This window comes from Dokdonella soli (assembly GCF_039523175.1).
Lineage (GTDB): Bacteria > Pseudomonadota > Gammaproteobacteria > Xanthomonadales > Rhodanobacteraceae > Dokdonella_A > Dokdonella_A soli.
Window position 1 is genome coordinate 13426 of record NZ_BAAAEU010000028.1, and the last position, 17715, is coordinate 31140.

At 66.4% G+C, this 17715-nt stretch carries 12 protein-coding genes and 1 pseudogene; 7 read left to right on the plus strand and 6 right to left on the minus strand.

Features of this window, described 5'->3' with window-relative positions; genetic code table 11:
* The first annotated feature begins 26 nt into the window (after nucleotides 1-26).
* A complete protein-coding gene (locus ABD002_RS18615) occupies nucleotides 27-1175 on the plus strand; it encodes a pyridoxal phosphate-dependent aminotransferase (RefSeq protein ID WP_343793928.1) in 1149 nt (382 codons plus the stop codon).
* 13 nt (nucleotides 1176-1188) lie between these two features.
* Entirely contained in the window at nucleotides 1189-1986 is a 798-nt protein-coding gene (locus tag ABD002_RS18620; RefSeq protein WP_343794021.1) for an amidohydrolase, read from the plus strand.
* 143 nt (nucleotides 1987-2129) lie between these two features.
* Here ABD002_RS18620 and arsC read toward each other — a convergent pair whose 3' ends face one another.
* The 3 genes from arsC to ABD002_RS18635 form a co-directional block, all read right to left on the minus strand.
* Complete coding sequence (gene arsC / locus ABD002_RS18625) at nucleotides 2130-2480, minus strand: arsenate reductase (glutaredoxin) (protein ID WP_343793930.1); 351 nt, start codon at nucleotides 2478-2480, stop codon at nucleotides 2130-2132.
* A 65-nt stretch (nucleotides 2481-2545) separates the two neighbouring features.
* Entirely contained in the window at nucleotides 2546-2758 is a 213-nt protein-coding gene (locus ABD002_RS18630) for a hypothetical protein (RefSeq protein WP_343793932.1), read from the minus strand.
* 185 nt (nucleotides 2759-2943) lie between these two features.
* On the minus strand, nucleotides 2944-4017 hold the full coding sequence (locus tag ABD002_RS18635; RefSeq protein ID WP_343793934.1) for an aromatic ring-hydroxylating oxygenase subunit alpha: 1074 nt from the start codon (nucleotides 4015-4017) through the stop codon (nucleotides 2944-2946).
* A 194-nt stretch (nucleotides 4018-4211) separates the two neighbouring features.
* Between ABD002_RS18635 and ABD002_RS18640 the strand changes: the two genes are divergently transcribed.
* Nucleotides 4212-5945 (plus strand): ArnT family glycosyltransferase, encoded by a 1734-nt coding sequence (locus tag ABD002_RS18640; RefSeq protein ID WP_343793936.1) that lies wholly within the window; start codon nucleotides 4212-4214, stop codon nucleotides 5943-5945.
* 1 nt (nucleotide 5946) lies between these two features.
* Here the strand turns inward: ABD002_RS18640 and ABD002_RS18645 are convergent, their stop codons facing one another.
* The 3 genes from ABD002_RS18645 to ABD002_RS18655 form a co-directional block, all read right to left on the minus strand.
* Nucleotides 5947-7137 carry a DUF1501 domain-containing protein gene (locus ABD002_RS18645; RefSeq protein WP_343793938.1) on the minus strand — a complete coding sequence of 397 codons (1191 nt, stop codon included), beginning with the start codon at nucleotides 7135-7137 and terminating at the stop codon, nucleotides 5947-5949.
* An 11-nt stretch (nucleotides 7138-7148) separates the two neighbouring features.
* Nucleotides 7149-8726, minus strand: coding sequence for a DUF1800 domain-containing protein (locus ABD002_RS18650; RefSeq protein ID WP_379989386.1), 1578 nt, complete (start codon nucleotides 8724-8726; stop codon nucleotides 7149-7151).
* A 162-nt stretch (nucleotides 8727-8888) separates the two neighbouring features.
* A complete protein-coding gene (locus ABD002_RS18655; RefSeq protein ID WP_343793942.1) occupies nucleotides 8889-9569 on the minus strand; it encodes an HAD family hydrolase in 681 nt (226 codons plus the stop codon).
* Nucleotides 9570-9691: 122 nt separating this feature from the next.
* Between ABD002_RS18655 and ABD002_RS19765 the strand changes: the two are divergent.
* From ABD002_RS19765 to ABD002_RS18675, 4 genes and pseudogenes are all read left to right on the plus strand, one after another.
* A pseudogene (locus ABD002_RS19765) lies at nucleotides 9692-9964 on the plus strand (winged helix-turn-helix domain-containing protein); the annotation flags it as partial.
* Between the two features lie 2324 nt (nucleotides 9965-12288).
* The gene (locus ABD002_RS18665; RefSeq protein ID WP_343793946.1) at nucleotides 12289-14241 is read left to right on the plus strand and encodes an LVIVD repeat-containing protein; all 1953 of its coding nucleotides are present in this window, start codon (nucleotides 12289-12291) and stop codon (nucleotides 14239-14241) included.
* Between the two features lie 62 nt (nucleotides 14242-14303).
* Nucleotides 14304-15020: a YceH family protein gene (locus ABD002_RS18670; RefSeq protein ID WP_379989377.1), complete on the plus strand. Its 717-nt coding sequence runs from the start codon at nucleotides 14304-14306 to the stop codon at nucleotides 15018-15020.
* 164 nt (nucleotides 15021-15184) lie between these two features.
* Nucleotides 15185-17653: a zinc-dependent metalloprotease gene (locus tag ABD002_RS18675; RefSeq protein ID WP_343793950.1), complete on the plus strand. Its 2469-nt coding sequence runs from the start codon at nucleotides 15185-15187 to the stop codon at nucleotides 17651-17653.
* Nucleotides 17654-17715 lie beyond the last annotated feature (62 nt).

Sequence of the window (17715 nt, forward strand, 5' to 3'; positions counted from 1 at the left end):
TTTGGCCGTCCAAACGAACAGGCGACATGCAGATCGAAACGAAGCTGCCGAAGGTCGGCACCACGATCTTTACCGTGATGAGCCAGCTCGCCATCGAGCACAAGGCCGTCAATCTCGGTCAGGGCTTTCCGGACTTCGACGGTCCGCAGGCGTTGCGCGATGCGCTCGCCGCAGCGATGAATGCGGGTCGCAACCAGTACGCGCCGATGACCGGACTGCCGGCGCTGCGCGAGCAGATCGCGCGCAAGACCGAGCGCATGTACGGGCGCAAGGTCAACGTCGACACCGAGATCACGATCACCTCGGGTGCGACCGAAGCCCTGTTCGCCGTGATCGCCGCGGTTGTGCGCGCAGGCGACGAGGTCATCGTGCTGGATCCCTGCTACGACAGCTACGAGCCGGCGATTGAACTCAACGGCGGTCGCGCGGTGCATGTGGCGCTGGATCCGCATGATTTTTCGCCGGACTGGCAGCGCATCGCGGATGCGGTCACACCGAAGACGCGCATGATCGTGGTCAACACGCCGCACAATCCCTGTGGTTCGGTGTTCAGCGCAGCCGATCTCGATGCACTCGCGGAGCTGACCCGCAAGCATGACCTTCTCGTGCTGTCGGACGAGGTCTACGAACACATCGTGTTCGACGATGCCGCGCACCAGAGCGTGCTGCGCCACAAGGAGCTGGCCGAACGCAGTTTCGTCGTGAGTTCCTTCGGCAAGACCTATCACTGCACGGGCTGGAAGGTCGGCTACTGCATCGCGCCGCGCGCACTGTCGGCCGAGTTCCGCAAGGTGCACCAGTACCTGACGTTCTGCACATTCACGCCGGCGCAGGTCGCGTTCGCCGAGATCCTGGAAAAGGATCCGCAGCACTATCTCGATCTGCCTGCGTTCTACCAGGCCAAGCGCGATCATTTCTGTCACCTGCTGGACGGCTCGCGATTCAAGCTGCTGCCGGTCGGCGGCGCGTACTTCCAGGTGGCGGACTATTCGGCGCTCAGCGACGTCGACGATCTCGCATTCTGCGAATGGCTCGCCCGCGAGGGCGGCGTCGCCGCGATCCCGCTGTCGGCGTTCTACGAATCGCCGCCGGCCGGGCAGCGTCTGATCCGCTTCTGCTTTGCCAAGAACAACGAGACGCTGCAGCACGCGGCGTCGCGCCTGAAGGTGCTCTGACGTGGCCGCCACGATGCAGCCGTTGCGCATCTCGCTCTTGCAGGGCGCGACGCGCTGGCACGACGCCGCCGCGAACCGCGCCTGCTACGGCGCGCTGGCGCGGTCGCTGAAGGGGCAGAGCGATCTGCTCGTGCTGCCGGAAACCTTCCTGTCCGGCTTCACGAACGAAACGCTCGGCAATGCCGAAACGATGGACGGCGAAGGGCTGCGCTGGCTGCGCGACCTCGCCCGTGAAAGCGGCGCGACGATCACCGGCAGCCTGGTCATGCGCGAAGGCGATCGGTGCGTGAATCGCCTCATTTGGATGCGTCCGGACGGCACGTTCGCGCAGTACGACAAGCGCCATCTGTTCCGCATGGCGAAGGAGCACGAACGCTACGCCGGCGGCAATGAACGCCTGACTGTGGAATTGAACGGCTGGCGGATCTGCCCTCAGGTCTGCTACGACCTGCGCTTCCCGGTCTGGCTGCGCAACCGCTACGACCGCACGGCGAATCGTTTTGATTACGACCTGCTGATCTTCGTCGCGAACTGGCCGAGCGCGCGTCGGCACGCCTGGCGCACGCTGCTGCAGGCCCGTGCGATCGAGAACCTGAGCTATTGCGTCGGCGTCAACCGCGTGGGCGTCGACGGCAATGACCTGCATTATTCCGGCGACAGTGCTGCGCTCGATTTTCTCGGTCAGCCGCTGGTCGAACTCGGAGCGCAGGAGCAGGTGGTCACCGTGACGCTGGATCCCGCCGCACTCGTCGCGCACCGCGAGCGTTTCCCGGCATGGATGGACGCCGACGAGTTCGTGATCACACCGTAGCGGTGGCGCTGCAATCTGCAAATACCGACGGGCGCAATTGGAATTCGCGCCGTCGTCACGGCTCCTGCTCTGCCCGAACCCTCTCCCCAACCCCTCTCCCGATCGGAGAGGGGCTTCTTCGCAGCTGATCGGCTACCGATGGATCAAAGAATCGCCAGCACGTTCTCTGGCGGGCGGCCGAGCGCGGCCTTGCCGTTTGCGAGCACGATCGGTCGCTGGATCAGGCGTGGGTGTGCGTGCATCGCGGCGACCAGCTGCTTGCGGCCGAGCGCGGGGTCATCGAGGTTCAGGTCCGCGTATTCCGGTTCATCGCGGCGCATCAATGCACGTGGCTCGATGCCGAGCCTGTCGAGGATGGATTCCAGTTCCTCGACGGACGGCGGCGAGCCGAGATAGTCGACGATGCGCGGCGCGATGCCGCGTGACTCGATCAGCGCAAGCGTTTCGCGTGATTTCGAGCAGCGCCGATTGTGCAGGATGACGACTTCGCTCATGGCGCAATCCCTATTCGGGCCAGATGCGCGAACCCGATTCTTCGCGATTCACAACGCGCTCGCAATCAGGCAGCGGGCCGCTGCAATGCGCGCAGTTCGCGCGAAACGATCTCGCGCTCCGCTTCCGCGCGATGCGCAAACGTGCCGAGGACATAGGTGGATTCCGGGGCGAGCACTTCATACCAGTGCGCGGAAACTTCACCGCGTTCGTTGAACTTCTGCACGCGCTCGATGCGATAGCCGAGCACATTCACTTCGGTCCGGCGTTTGTTGAGCATGATGACCTCCGTCGTGGATGCTACGCAGGTTACCGGGCGGTGGTGTTCATGCGGTTAACGAGGTGTTGCAGTCGGGTTAACCCGCGTCGATCCCGTGTGCCGGGGAACTGTGATGCATGATTCGATGTCGACGTCCACCGGCGTGCAGCACGACACGCACTCATGGGGCTATTGTGACGTTGCGCTTACAGGCGACGCGTCATCTCGCCGCGGTAGGCCTCGCGCAGCAGTTCGTGGAACTGGTGTACGCCGCTCTCGCGTTTCGGGTTCAGGCGTCCGGCGACGTACGAACCCGACGCGAGACCGCGCTGCACGCGCTCGCAGATATCGACATCTTCCTGTTGCACGATATCGCTGAACGCGAGGTCGCGTTCGCGTCGCAAGGCGTCATCGGCATGGCGCGGATAATGGAAATCGAATTCGACACGGCAGCGCTCCGCACCGAGCGGCAGCACGCGGTTGGTCTGCAGGCGACCGGGCAGGATGTTCAGCATCGTGTTCGGCCAGATCCAGTAGTACAACGCCTCACCGTTGCCGTAGAGATCACCGGCGCTCTCGAGCGGACTCCACTGCAGCGAATGCCAGCGCGAGAGTTCGGTCACGTAGCTGCGGTAGTCGAGCATCCGGTTGAGTTCCGGATGGATGTGCGGCACGTGGTAGCCCTCGAGGTAGTTGTCGACATAGACCTTCCAGTTGCAGGCGATGTCGTAGGTGACGCGTTGGTGCAGCACGTAATCGGCGAGGGCGTCCATTCCGATACGCGCGTCGACGCCATCGAGTACGTCCGCAAAGGGCGGCGCCTCGTCGAGCGCGACGAACACCAGGCCGTGCCATTTGGCGACGCGCGCCTGCGGTAGCCGGATCGCATCGACCTTGAAATCCGCCGCATCACCCATTTCCGGCGCGCTCAGCAGGCGGCCGTCGAGCGCGTAGGTCCAGCCGTGGTAGTGGCAGCGCAAGCGTTTCGCTGCCAGTCCGTCACAGAGGGCGAGCGGACCGGCGCGATGCCGGCACACGTTGTGCAACGCGCGCAGTTCGCCATCGTTGCCGCGCACGATCAGCAACGGCACACCGGCGATCTCGGCGACGACATGGTCGCCGGGATTGCCGAGCTGCGCCGCATGCCCCGCGAGCTGCCAGCTATGCGCGAACACGGCGCGGCGGTCGAGTTCCGCGGTTTGTGCGCCCACGTAGTAGTGGGCCGGCAGCGCCGTTGCGGTTGCGAGCGGCTGTCCGGCGAAATCGGCGTTTGCGGGCATCGGGCGCATCGCTCGAAGGGCGTTCGGGGTCGCCGCGAGTATCCGGCCGCATCGTCCGGTCACGCAAGAGCGACGCCGGAAGCTCACATGCTCGTGGTCAGGCGTTCCTGCCGGGCGCTACCCGTCGTTGTTTTCCCCTGTGATCTGCGGTCGGACTGCTACCATCCGTCGCCTCGTCCACCCTGTCGGCAGTCATGATCCGCATCGCCTCACCGGAGCATCTGGAGTCGGCCCAGCGCCGCGAGTTCTGGCTGTTCATGCTGTTCGCGCTGGTCCTGCTCGGCGCGGGCATCGGTCTGCGCGATTCGTGGCCGTCCGACGAACCGCGCTACCTGCTCGCGGCGAAGCAGATGGTCGAATCCGGCGACTGGTTGTTTCCGCATCGCGGTCACGAGCTCTACTCGGACAAGCCACCGATGCTGTTCTGGTTGCAGGCCGCTGCGTATGAGTTGGTACGCAACTGGCGCGTCGCGTTCCTGCTGCCGTCGCTGCTGGCCGGACTGCTGACGCTCGGTTTGACCTGGGACCTCGGCCGGCGCTTCTGGAATCATCGCGCCGGGTTGTATGCCGCGATCGGCGTGCTGTTCACGTTCCACTTCATGTACCAGGTCAAGCGCGCGCAGATTGATCCGCTGGTGATGGCCTGGATCACGCTCGCAAACTGGGGCCTGCTGCTGCATTTCCTGCGCGGGCCGAACTGGCGCGCGTACTGGCTCGGCTGTTTCGCCGCGGGCCTGGGCGTGATCAGCAAAGGTGTCGGCGTGCTCGCGTTGCTGATGTTCGTGCCGTATCTGTTCGCGTTGCTGCGCGGCTGGCAGGGCGTGACGCGTGCGTCGAATTCCACGCTGCGCTGGCTCGGCGGTGCGCTCGCTTTCGTTGCACCGATCCTGCTCTGGGCAGGCGCGGTGCTGCTCGTCGCACATGCGCGCGGTACGCCCGAATACATGACCTACGTGGATGACTTGTTCTTCCACCAGACCGCTGGGCGCTACGCAGGCTCGTGGTCGCATCCGCAGCCGTTCTGGTACTACGTGCCGGTGCTGCTGTTGAACTGGTTTCCGCTGTCGCTCGCGTACTTCAGCGTTGCGCCACGTTGGCGGCGCGACCTTGCGGCCGGCGATGCGCGCATTCTGCTGCCGCTCGCCTGGTCGCTGCTGGTGATCGTCTTCTTCAGCGTCGCGCACGGCAAGCGCGACGTCTACCTGATGCCGGTGCTGCCGATGGTCGCGCTGGCGATCGCGCCCTACCTGGTCGATATCGTCAACGCGCGCTGGCTGCGCAATGCCGCGTTCGCGCTCGCATTGATGGGCGGCGTGGTGATCGCCGGCATCGGTCTGTTCGGACTGTTCGGACATTCCGCCGCGACCGAGCGCTTCATCCATCAGCGCGAGCTCGACGAGGTCGCACACCAGATCTGGGGCATGATCGCCGCGATCGGCGTTGCGTTCGTTGCCTCCGCCGCGTGGTTCCGGGCGAGGCGTGGCGTGCAGGCACTGCTCGGCGGGATCGGCGCGCTATGGCTGATTGTCAGCCTCTGGGCCTATCCGCTGCTCAACGACTCGAGTTCCGCGGCCGGCATCATGCGCCACGCGCGCGAGGTGGCCGGACCGGATACCGAGATCGGCCTGGTCGCATGGAAGGAACAGAACCTGCTGATGGCCGTCGGGCCGGTGCGCGAGTTCGGTTTCAATCTGACCTGGGACAAGCAGTACGCCGACGCCGTGCGCTGGCAGGCCGAGGCGCCTGCGCGGCGGCGCATCTTCATTCTCGAGGACGCGATGGGTGAGTGCGTCGACAAGTCGAAGGCGATCCACGTCGGTCATGCGAATCGCCGCGAATGGTGGATGGCCGGCGCAGACGCGCTCGTGCGCGGCTGCGTGCCGGCGAGCAGGTCCGACGAAGACGCGGCCGACGGCGCGGGACCGTGATTCAGACCAGGGCGAGGTCCGTTGGCCGAGCGTCCGGGAACACTTGCTGCAGCCGCTCCGGCGACAGCCCCCACATCCGCGCGAACAGGCCGCCGAGCATCGCGCGGTAGTCGGTGAGCACCGGATAGTCGCGATCCTGCAGCAGGCGCGCGCGTTCGACGCGGACCTGCTCGCCGGCAATACGGCCGCCACGTACGCTGCCGCCGAGCACCCAGTACACGGTGCCGTGGCCGTGGTCGGTGCCGCGATTGCCGTTCTCGCGGAAGGTTCGTCCGAACTCCGAGACCACCACCACCACGGTGTTTTTCCACTGCGGTCCGAGCGCCCGTGAGTAAGCCGCGATGCCGCGGCCTAGGTTGTCGAGATTGGTGGACAGCACGCCTTGCGCGCCGCCCTGATTGACGTGCGTGTCCCAGCCGCCGATGTCGACGAAGCCGAGCCGGAACTGATCGCGCATCAATGTGCCGATGCGCTGCGCTTCCAGCTCGAAGCCCTTCGCGCTGACCGCACCGCGGTTGGCCTTGTTCATTTCCGCTTCGAGATCCCTGGAAACCTGTTGGCGCAGCTCCAGCCCTTCGGCAACCGCGTCATGCAGGTGCTGGCCGCGGTACATGTCGGAGAGGATCTGCGCCTGCCGCGTATCGAAGGTCGGCTTGACGGTGCCCTTGAGCGACACGTTCGGTACGTCGCCCACGCCCTGGAACACCAGCGGCAGCGAATCGGTGAACGCCATCGGCTGCACGCCGGTCAGCGTCGCCGCCAGGCGCGCGAGGAAGCCCGAGCGGAAGTCACGGCGCTCCTCGAGCGGCTGGCCCGATTCGATACTGTCCTGCGTTTCGAAATGGCTGCGCGACAGGTCCTCGGTGCCTGCGAACGGGATGAACGCGACTTCGCGGCGCTCGAACATCGGCTTGATCGAATCGTGCAGGACCGGCGTGAGCCCCCAGTTCGCGTCGAGGCGGAGCGCGGCCAACGGGTTGGCGGCATCCGGCGGCGCGATCGCGATGTTCGGCCGCGACTGGTAGTAGAAATCGCTTGCGTATGGAACCAGCAGCGAGTTGCAGTCGTAGCCGCCGCGCAGGAACACCAGCAGAAAGCGCGGTGTGTCGACCGGTGCGGCGAACAGGCGGCCGCCCATCGTCAACGTGGCGACGGTGGCCGCGGAGGAAGCGAGAAAGGTTCGACGGTTCATGGCGGGTCCGTTCAACGATAGTTGGCGTCGGGCGAGGCGAGCAGGAACGTGTTCCATTCCTGTTGCGAATTGGCGCGGTCGAGCGCTTCGCGCACCGGCGCGGACAGCCGTGGTTCGATCGCAGCGTAGTACAGGCGCGAAGACAACTGCGGGAAGCCGGTCGTGGTTGCGGAACTGCCGTCCTCCGGATCGAACAGGCCGGCATTGCCCGAGGCGATCGCACGTGCGATGTCGAAGCGCCGGCTGAGCTGGCCGGTACCCGTCCAGGCGGCCTCGGTGAGCGCGTAGCCATCGGGTGTAAGGCGGCCGAACAGGGGTTCGCCCAGGCCATTGAGCCAATTGACCAGCGGGTGCGTGTTGGCGATCGGCCGACCGTCGTAGGCAAGGCGTATCGAGGCGACCACGAACTGCATGGGATCCTTGAATTTCTTTCCGAGCGACTGCGTGAGTTCGCGCGACTCGAACAGCGTGCGCAACACGGCCGCGATGTCGCCATTGGTGCGCTGGAACGTCTTCGCCATGCGATCGACGAGTGCGGGCGGCGGCGCGTCGGCGACGAAATACGTGGCGAGTTCGCGCGAGATGAACTTCGCACAGGCCGGCTGGCGAATGATCAGGTCCACGGCCTGCTCGACTTCGGCGAACCCGGCGCCCCTGATCGCATGGCCGAGCAGCGTCTTGTCGCTGAAGTCGTGCCGTGCCGGGTTGAACTCGAAGTTTCCAGCGCGGCGGTACAAGGCCTGCCATTCCGGCTTCAGCTTCGGCGTCTTGTCGTCCGCGAAATTCACCCCGATGCCGGTCAGGATGTGCGCGAGCTGCTGCACGTCGGCCTGCGTGTAGCCGGCATCGACGCCGAGCGTGTGCAACTCCATCAGTTCGCGAGCATAGTTCTCGTTGATGTGTCCGTTCGCGTTCTGTGCGTTGTCCAGGTACTCCAGCATCGCCGGGTGGGTGAGGGTGGCCATCACGAGGTCGCGGAAATGGCCGAGCGCGTGCGGGCGGATCGCGTGCTCGGCGTAGTCGCCGACCAGCCAGCGCAGGTTCGCCTTGTACTGGAACACGCTGAAGTGATTCAGCCAGAACCAGGTCATCTGCTCCTTGAGCTGGGCCGGCGAATAGACCGCGCGCAGCAGTTCCACGCGCGCGGCCTGATAGGCGAATTGGTTGCCGCGCTCGTTGAGCGCCTTGCGCGCAGCCTGCTTCTCGTCGCCTTCCGGTATCGCCTTGATGCGCTGATTCTCGGCGACCGTTTCGGCCATCACTGCCGTCGGCGAGAGGCGTGTGACGTCGAGCACTTCGACCTGCTGCGCGATGAGTGCGGGCAGGGCATCGTTGCGCCCGGAAAGCTGTTCATCGAGGAAGCGCTTGCGGCCGAGTTTCTCGAAGCGCGCCAAGGATGCGCTGTCTACGCCGAACGTGACGCGGTTCAGCCACTCCAGGTCCGCAGGCGGGGGCGCGGGCTCAGGCGTCGGCGCGGGCGCAGCGAACGCCGCCGACGCGATCGCCAGTCCCGTGGCAAGGCCGAGCAGGCGTGTAACGAGGGGACGTCCGCCCCCGGGAAACGTGGCATCTGGAACCGGGCGGATCATCTTGATCGGGTTCGTCATCGGGCGCCTGCGCAAGGGGATGGATGTGTTCGGCATGGGACAACGATCATCCGGGCATTCGGATGACACCGGTAACGTCCGCTGGTCGGACGTCGTTCAGCTATCGTGTGGACTCCGGATCGTCCACGCTCCGCACCGCATGGGTCAACGCCGTCCGCCAACCTCGTCGATGTGCTTGAGCAGGTCGGCCGGGTCCTCGAATACCCGGTAGGCACCGGCGCGTTCGAGTTCGTCCTGCGAGTAGCCGCCGGAGAGCAGGCCGATGCCGAGTGCGCGGGCGCGCCGTGAGGCGAGCATGTCCCAGACCGCGTCGCCGACGACCGTCGCGGTCCCGATCGCGACGCCGAGGCGATCGGCCGCGGCGAGGAACAGGTCGGGATCGGGTTTGGCATATTTCACCTGGTCGCGCGTCACCACCGGCACGCGCGCGAGGTTGACGCCGAGCGATTCCAGTACCGCGCCGGCCGTCTCCATGCGTCCGCTGGTCGCGATCGCCCACGGTATCTGCGCCTCGGTCAGGTACGCGACCAGCTCGCGCGCACCCGGCAGCGGGCGGATCTGCGCCGAGCGGCGGTTGTACGCTGCAGCGTGAGCCTTGCGCATCCGCTCCGCGCGGGCATCGTCGATGGCCGAACCGCTCTCGCGCAGCAGCACGTTCATCATCAGGCCACCGCTCATGCCGATACGGCGATGGATGCGCCAGACCGAGAGCACGATGCCTTCGGATTCGAGTGCCTCCTGCCAGGCCAGCACGTGCTGGTAGACGCTGTCGACGAGCGTACCGTCGAGGTCGAACAGGAAGGCGGTCTGCGGTGACGTTCTCATGTGCAGCGACGGATGAGGGTGCAAATGCGTCCAGTCTATGCCCAAGCGAGCGGAGGCGACAGGAACCGGTATATGCGAGGGCGGAACCGGCAGCTTGTTGACGCTCACGTTACCCTAGGGCGATGACGTATCGCTTTGATGACTTCCACCTCGATCCCGCCACTCGTGAACTGCGCAGCGGGGGCGCGCTGGTCGCGCTGCCGGCGCGCGCGTTCGATTGTCTTGCCTACCTGATCGAGCATCGCGATCGCGCGGTCGGTCGTGACGAGTTGATCGCGGCCGTGTGGGGGCGCACCGAGATCAGCGAGGCGCTGCTCAACCATACCGTCGTGAGAATCCGGCGCAGCCTCGGCGACACCGGCAACGAGCAGCGCACGATCCGCACGGTGCCGCGCTTCGGATACCGCTGGATCGGAGAGATCGCAGCCACGCCGGCACCACCGGAGTCAGCGGCGCCAGCCCCGCCTGCCGCTGATGCGGCGATGCCGGTGATGCTTGCCGCCTCTCCGGCGATCGAAACGCCGGTCGCGCCACCGCGACGTTTCCCGCGCTTCGTCGCTATTGCAATGGCCGGGCTCGCGGTCATCACGATGGGCGTTGCGACCGTTGTGCATCGTTCTGCGCTGACCGCGGCGAGCGTCGGGTTGTCGCCGGGCGCGAAGAGCGAGCAGGGCGGGGAAGCGTTGGTGGCGCCTGCGTTGGTGCTGCCTGCCGAGGTCACGGCGCCGGACGACTGGCGCTGGCTGCGTTTCGGCCTGATGGATCTCGTCGCGAACCGCCTGCGCGACGGCGCATTGCACACCATGCCGAGCGAGAGCGTGGTCGGCCTGCTCAAGCAGCGCGACGCGGCCGCTGGCGACGACCTGCTGCACGACACGCGGCTCGCAAAGGTCGCGGCGCTGCGCGTGCTGCCGCGCGTGCGCGTCGAAGGGAATCGCTGGAACGTGCGCCTCGACGCATGGGGCGCGCAGCGCACGTTGAGCGTCGAGGCGCAAGCGGACGACGCGATCAAGGCCGGCCGCGAAGCAGCGGACCTGCTGCTGCGCAAGCTTGGGCATACGCCGAACGTCGTCAGCGCCGAACCGTTGTCGCCCGCGCTGGAGGAACTGCTGCAGCGATCGGGAGCGGCCATGCTGGCCGATCAGCTCGATCAGGCACGCGACCTGATCACGCGTGCCCCGCCGGACTTGCAGCAGCAGCCGCGCGTGGAACAGCGCATGGCGCAGATCGAACTGCGCACAGGCGACTATCGGGCGGTCGAAACGCGCCTGCATATCCTGCTGGACCGGCTCTCGCCGCAGCGCGACGCTGCGTTGCGGGCTCGCGCGTCGATCACGCTTGCCGTGGCGTACCTGCGCCAGAATCAACTGGACAAGGCGAACGAACTCTACGATGAGGCGATCTCGCTGCGCCGGGGACAATCCGACTCCGAAGTACTCGGCATTGCCTATCTCGGGCGCGCTGCGGTCCTCGCCGAGAAGTCGCGCTTCGACGAGGCGACCAGTGAATTGTCGCGTGCACGCATCGAGCTGGAGACGGTCGGCGACGGTCTGGGCGTCGCGGCCGTCGACGTCAATTCAGGCGAGTTCCTGTTGATGCGGCACCGTCCGGCCGACGCGTTGCCGGTTCTCAAGGCTGCGGTGCGCGAGTTCGAACAGGTGGGCGCGCGCGAGGGCCTCGCGCATACGCTCGCACAGCAGGCGATCGCCGAGCGCGAGATGCTTGATTTTGGTGCCGCGTTGACGACGACCGAACGCTTCTGGCCTCCCGAGTCGCACACGAACAACCTGCGATTGCGCTGGACCTTGACGTGCGTGCGAGCCGAAGCCTTGGCCGATCTGGGCAGATACAGCGAGGCGCAGGCGCTGATCGAGCGCATTCGCACCGACTCGGACCCGCGCAGCGATCTCGTTACGCGCGCGCTGGCCGGTGCGTTGGCGGCACGGATCGCGTTTCGTCGCGGTGAAGCGGATATCGCCGCCCAACGCTCGACGGATGCTTTGGTGCCTGGGCTGCGCGACGCGGATGCGGCGTCGTACACGAAGGCGTTGCTGCTGCGCACGCGTGCATTGCGACAGGGCGGCCACGCCGAGGAGGCAGCGGCGGCCACGCGCGGTCTGCGCGCCTGGGTCGACAGCGCCTCTGACGACTGGCGCGGGATGTACGCGACCCTGGCTGAGGCGGAGCAGAGCTGGGCGGCCGGGCGGCATGAGGTCGCGCTCGAACAATTCGCCGTGGCGATGCGGTCGGCCGAGCACTTCAACGTGCCGGAAGACCTCGTCGCCATCGCGACGCCCTACCTCGCTGCGCTGGTCAGAGCCAGCCAGTTGAACGCCGCGCGGGTCGTCGCCGGCCGGATCGCGCCGTGGGCGGATCGCGACCTGCGCGCGGCAGGCGCGCAAATCGCGTTGCATCGCGCCCTCGGCAACGAGGACGCCGCGCGCAAGGCGGAGGAGGGTGCAAGGCGGATTTCGCCCGAGCAGCCGCCGCCCGGGTTGGACGAGTCGCCCTGATCGCATCGGAAATCGCATGGAAAATCGAACGTTACGCCGCGATTCACCGATTTCGCATCGTCAGGACATCGATGCTGCATGCGCATCCACAAATCGTCGCTGACAATCCACGGCGTATTCGATGAGGCACCGACCCGGCGCAGACGTGCGCGCCGCGGTCGTGTCCGCGAATCCTGTCGTCGTCAACAACCGAGGAACGTCCGACCATGAAATTGCTGCGTGCCGGTGGCTTCATATTGCTGAGTCTGTTGATTTTCGTCGGTGCCGCCCAGTCGGCCACGCTGACGCTCGCCGACGTCGGCGGGGGTTCGCTGTCGCCGCCGGTCGCGCAGGGCAACTATCTGTATGTCGGCACCGGCACCACCCTGACGACCTGGAACATGACCGATCCGGCCCATCCGGTGGTGGCGGACCGCACGAACCGGGCGCCTGCGCCGGGCCCGGTGCGCGCGCTCGCGATGGTCGGTGGATACCTCTATGCGGCGTGGAACAGCCCGTCCGATACCGGCGGCATCACGATCTATTCGCTGGCCGATCCGGCGCATCCGCTGGCGGTCGCGGAAATCGACAACTATGTCGCCGGGGCCATGAAGCGGCCGGTGGGTCTCGCCGCGGCCGGCAACTACGTGTATCTGGGCGATGCCGACAACGGCCTGGTCGTACTCGATGCCAGCAACCCGCTCGCGCCGGTGTATGCGGGCATGGTCAGCGGCGTGTATGAATTCGATGCGATGGGCGTGTACGGCGGCAAGTTGCTGACCACCGGGTCGAGTTTCATCGGAGGTCGCGTCGTCCACGTCGTCGACGTTTCCAATCCGGCGGCTCCTGTCGAGGTCGGCAACACCGCACTCGACGGAAGCATCGTGCTGCGCGCGGTGCTGACCGATGGCTATGCGATCGGTGTTGGCAATGATCTGATGGTCTACGACCTGCACGATCCGGCCCACATCACCAAGGTGTTCGATGCTCCGATTGCCGTGGCGACCCACGCGATCCGCGCCGGCAACGTGTTGTACCTGGTCGGCGCGAGCGGCATCCAGGTCTGGAACTTCACCACACCGAGCGCGCCGACCCTGTTGCGCACGGTCGCGATGGACGCGTTCGCTCCGGACCAGGCCGCCGCCACGTCGTTCGGCCCGGTGATCCTGACCCACACCGATCGCGGTCTGGTGCTCGGCGTCAGCGACCCCTTGAATCCGGTGCTCGCGGCGAGTTTCACATTGCCGTTCGGAGTCTCGGTTCATGCCGGCGACTTCGATGCCTCGCATGCTTACTTCGCCGAGGAAGGCTATGGCCTCGGCGCGTTCAATGCGACGACGCTGGCTTCGCTTGGACGCTACGACGCGGCCCTGCCGGCCAGTCTTGCTGCGCGAGACATGGAAGACATGTCCGTCGACGGCGGCCGCGCCTATCTCGCGGCCTGGGGCTACGGCGTGCTGATCGCCAGCCTCGCCGATCCCGCGAATCCGACCGAACTCGGTCGCTTCGCCTTTCCGTTCGCCAGCGCGATCGAGGCACATGGCAACCGTGTCTATGTCGCCAGCACGACCAACGGCGGCATCTTCAAGATTCTCGACGTTTCCAACCCCGCGAGTCCGCAGGAGCTCGGATCGCTTACGACCAGCCAGACCTTTGACCTCACCGTGCGCGGCAACTACGCCTTCCTCGTCGATGGAAGCGCTTTCGGCACCGGCGGCCTGCGCGTCGTCGATGTTTCCAATCCCGCCGCCCCGTTGCTGGTCGGCCAGTACTCCGACTGCGCCAGTGCGGGTGGCGTCGATGTGAGCGCCGATGGCAACACGGCCTATGTCGCCTGCGACGATGGCAGCCTGCGCATTGTCAACACCAGCAACAAGGCGAATCCGGTTCTGCTCGGCAGCGTGACGCTGCCGGGCAGCGCGAGCCTGCCGAACTACAACGTCGCCCATGCGGTGGTCGTGGTCGGCACCGTTGCCTATGTCGGCAACGAGGAGGGTGTCGACGAAGTCGATGTGAGCCACCCGCAGGCGCCGGTGCAGACTGCACGGCATGAGACCGGATTCTTCGTGAGCAGGCTCGCGCTGGCGCCGGACGGTCGTGTGTTCGCATTCGCCCAGGAAGCCGGCACCTATGTGTTCGCGCCGATCACGGATCGGATCTTCGCGAACGGCTTCGATTGAACCATGCGACCTCTCCTCCATCGCGTTGCGATGGGGGAGAGGGGATTGGGCGCGCTACACTGATGCGACTCGCCCAAATCGATGAGTCCTCCGTGGAAGATGCAACACCGCCCAACGCAAGTGAATCGATCGAACTACAGCCGCTCGACGCGATCGAGGCGCGCATCCTCGGTTGCCTGATCGAGAAAGCCGCGATCACGCCCGAGGTGTATCCGCTCACCGTCAATGCGATCGTTGCAGCCTGCAACCAGAAGACCAGCCGCGAGCCGCTCATGCAGCTTGAAACGGGCGCGGTCGCTCATGCACTGCGCGCAATGGAAGGCAAGGGGCTGGTCCGCGTGGCGCCGGCCTCGCAACGAGCGATGCGCTACGAACATCGCTTCGATGCAATCTACGGCGTGACCGCACGCCAGCGGGCGGTGCTCTGCGTAATGCTGCTGCGCGGCCCGCAGACGCTGGGGGAGCTGCTGACGCGTACCGATCGGCTCGCCGAGTTTCCGGGTCTCGACGACGTGCGCGACACGCTCGACCGCTTGATCGGGCGAGAACCGTCGCTCGTCGTGCGCCTCGCGCGCGGCCCCGGCCAGCGCGAGGACCGTTACATGCACCTGTTGTGCGGCCCGGTTGCGGCGGATGCGTTCGTCGCATCCGCAGCGGCGCCGCCGATCGCCGCGCGCGCCGACCTGCAGGAGCGCGTCGAGCGCCTGGAGGCGGAGGCGGACGCGTTGCGCGCCGAACTTGCCGAGCTGCGCGAACGCATGGGTGCGCTGACCCGTTGAATCGGCGAGGCTATCCATTCGCCCTGGCGCCGCGACGCTCCAGGGCACGGCCCGCACTCGTCGAGCAGCGAATCCCTGTCATTCCATGGGCATGATGTTTGGCACATGGGGCAGCGCCGCTGATCGTGCAGGCTCGGGTGTTGGTCCAGGCAAGGGGGAAGACGATGAAGCGTATCGGCCGGATGGTTTGCGCGGTTCTCACCGCATCGTTCGCAGTCACGACCGCCACGGCTGCCGACGCAGTCGCGGCCAAGGCCGAGGCAAAGGCGCCGCTCGATGTTGCCGCGGCGACGCGCGGCATGGAGCATGCTGCCGGCTTCTTCGACGTCTATCGCGACACCGCAAAAGGCCGTGTGCTGCTCGGCGTACGCAAGCTGGACACGCCGTTGTTGCTGGTCACGTCGTTGCCGTGGGCGCTCGGATCCAATGACGTGGGCCTCGATCGCGGCCAGAGCGGCGAATCGCACCTGGTCGAGTTCCGTCGTGTCGGCGCGCGCCTGCTGCTGGTCGAGGACAACACGAAGTTCCGCGCGGTGTCGCCGAACCCCGACGAGGCGCTCAGCGTGCGCCAGGCGTTCGCCGAATCCGTGCTGTGGGCTGCCGACATCGTCGCCGAGCGCAAGGGCGCCGATGCCGAGCTGGTCATCGACGTGAGCCCGCTGCTGATCTCGGATCGCCACGGCATCGCCAGCCGACTGGCCGAGACCAAGCAGGGCAAGTACGAGGTCGACGACAAGCGCAGCGCGGTCTCGCTCGGCGAGGCGAAGAGCTTTCCGGACAACACCGAACTGGAGGCGCAGCTGACCTTCAAGGGCCCGGGCGAGGGCGCGTTCGTGAAGGACGTGGCGATGGATGCGCAGAGCCTGACGTTCCGTCAGCATCTCAGCCTCGTGCGCCTGCCGAGCCCGGGCTTTGCGCCGCGCGCCTACCATCCGGCGTCGGGCGCGTTCAGCGTTGGGTACTACGACTATGCGCAGCCGCTCGCGTCGAGCATCGACGTGCGTTTCCAGCCGCGCTTCCGGCTCGACAAGACCGATCCGGCCGCAGCGCAAAGTGCGGTGAAGAAGCCGATCGTGTTCTACCTGGATCGCGGTGCGCCGGAGCCGGTGCGCTCGGCGCTGCTCGACGGCGCGAACTGGTGGAAGAGCGCGTTCGAGAAGGCCGGCTTCAAGGACGCCTACCGCGTCGAGCTGCTACCGGAAGGCGTCGATCCGATGGACATCCGCTACAGCCTGATCACCTGGGCGCATCGCTACACGCGCGGCTGGTCCTACGGCCAGCCGATCGTCGACCCGCGCACCGGTGAAATCATCAAGGGCTCGGTCACGCTCGGATCGCAGCGCGTGCGCCAGGACATCCTGATCGCCGAGAGCCTGCTCGCACCGTACGACAAGGCGAACGCGGCCGGGTTGAAAGGGCAGGCCGAGCAGATGGCGCTCGCGCGCCTGCGCCAACTCGCCGCGCACGAGGTCGGCCATGCGCTCGGCTTCGCGCACAACTTCGCCGCGAGCCGGCTCGGCAACGGCTCGGTGATGGATTATCCGCATCCGCTGCTGAAGCTCGGCGCGGATGGCGCGATCAGCCTCGACAATGCGTACGGCGTCGGCGTGGGCCCGTGGGACGATTTCATCGTCGCGCATGCCTATGGCCAGTTCGCACCCGGCACGGAAGCCGCGTCGCTGGCGAAGCTGCGCGCCGATATCGCCAAGGCCGGTTTCCGTTATGTCAGCGATCCGGACGCGCGCGCGCCCGGCGATGCTGAACCCGATGGGCTGCTCTGGGACTTCGGTCCGGACACGCTGAAGGCATTCGACGACCTGCTCGCCGTGCGGCGCAAGGCGCTTGACGCTTTTTCGATCGGCGTACTGCCGCCTGAACGCCAGGCCGGTGAACTCGAAGCGCGACTGGTGCCGGTCTACCTGCTGCATCGTTATCAGACCGAAGCGGTCGCGCGTCTCGTCGGCGGAGCGGAATACGCGTACTCGCAAGCTGCGGATCGCCAGGCCGGCTCGAAGCCGGTGCCCGCGGGCGCGCAGCGCGCCGCACTCGATCGTCTTGTCGCGACGCTTGGCGCGGAACAACTCGCGCTGCCGGCCAATGTGCTCGATCTGGTCACTCCACCCGGCAACGACTACGTACGCAATCGTGAATACTTCGCGACGAAGAGCACGCCGTTGTTCGATGCGTTCGCTGCGGTCGAAGCCGCTGCTGCGCAGACCACGCAGTTCCTGTTCGCGCCGCAGCGCCTGAACCGCGTAGCGTGGCAGCATGCGCGCGATCCACGTGAACCCGGCATTGCCGACGTGCTCGACGCAACATTCCGTGGCACTTGGCAGCGTGATGCGATCGGCAACAACCTGCCGGCCGGCGACGCGGTGCAGACGGCCGCGAACTGGGTCGTGCTCGATGCGCTGCTCAACACGCTCGACGCCGGTCAATTGCATGCGCAGGTCGATGCCGAACTGCGCGCGTCGCTGCAGCAATGGCAGAAGTGGCTGGCAAAGAATCCCGGTCAAGCCGGCGTCGCCGCGAGCCGCACCGAAGCGGCCGCGACGATCGTCAAGTACCTCGCCGATCCGAAGTCGGTGAAACTGCGATCGTTGCCGGTGATCCCGCCGGGCGCGCCGATATGACGGGGGAGGCTCGCCACCGCAGGCGCGACGCGCAGTGAAGGCCGTGCGATGGACAGCGCCGT

Coding starts and splice junctions, on each gene's coding strand:
- ABD002_RS18615 (WP_343793928.1), top strand. CDS start 27: ATGCAGATCGAAACGAAGCTGCCGAAGGTCGGCACCACGATCTTTACC.
- ABD002_RS18620 (WP_343794021.1), top strand. CDS start 1,189: ATGCAGCCGTTGCGCATCTCGCTCTTGCAGGGCGCGACGCGCTGGCAC.
- arsC (WP_343793930.1), bottom strand. CDS start 2,480: ATGAGCGAAGTCGTCATCCTGCACAATCGGCGCTGCTCGAAATCACGC.
- ABD002_RS18630 (WP_343793932.1), bottom strand. CDS start 2,758: ATGCTCAACAAACGCCGGACCGAAGTGAATGTGCTCGGCTATCGCATC.
- ABD002_RS18635 (WP_343793934.1), bottom strand. CDS start 4,017: ATGCCCGCAAACGCCGATTTCGCCGGACAGCCGCTCGCAACCGCAACG.
- ABD002_RS18640 (WP_343793936.1), top strand. CDS start 4,212: ATGATCCGCATCGCCTCACCGGAGCATCTGGAGTCGGCCCAGCGCCGC.
- ABD002_RS18645 (WP_343793938.1), bottom strand. CDS start 7,137: ATGAACCGTCGAACCTTTCTCGCTTCCTCCGCGGCCACCGTCGCCACG.
- ABD002_RS18650 (WP_379989386.1), bottom strand. CDS start 8,726: ATGATCCGCCCGGTTCCAGATGCCACGTTTCCCGGGGGCGGACGTCCC.
- ABD002_RS18655 (WP_343793942.1), bottom strand. CDS start 9,569: ATGAGAACGTCACCGCAGACCGCCTTCCTGTTCGACCTCGACGGTACG.
- ABD002_RS18665 (WP_343793946.1), top strand. CDS start 12,289: ATGAAATTGCTGCGTGCCGGTGGCTTCATATTGCTGAGTCTGTTGATT.
- ABD002_RS18670 (WP_379989377.1), top strand. CDS start 14,304: ATGCGACTCGCCCAAATCGATGAGTCCTCCGTGGAAGATGCAACACCG.
- ABD002_RS18675 (WP_343793950.1), top strand. CDS start 15,185: ATGAAGCGTATCGGCCGGATGGTTTGCGCGGTTCTCACCGCATCGTTC.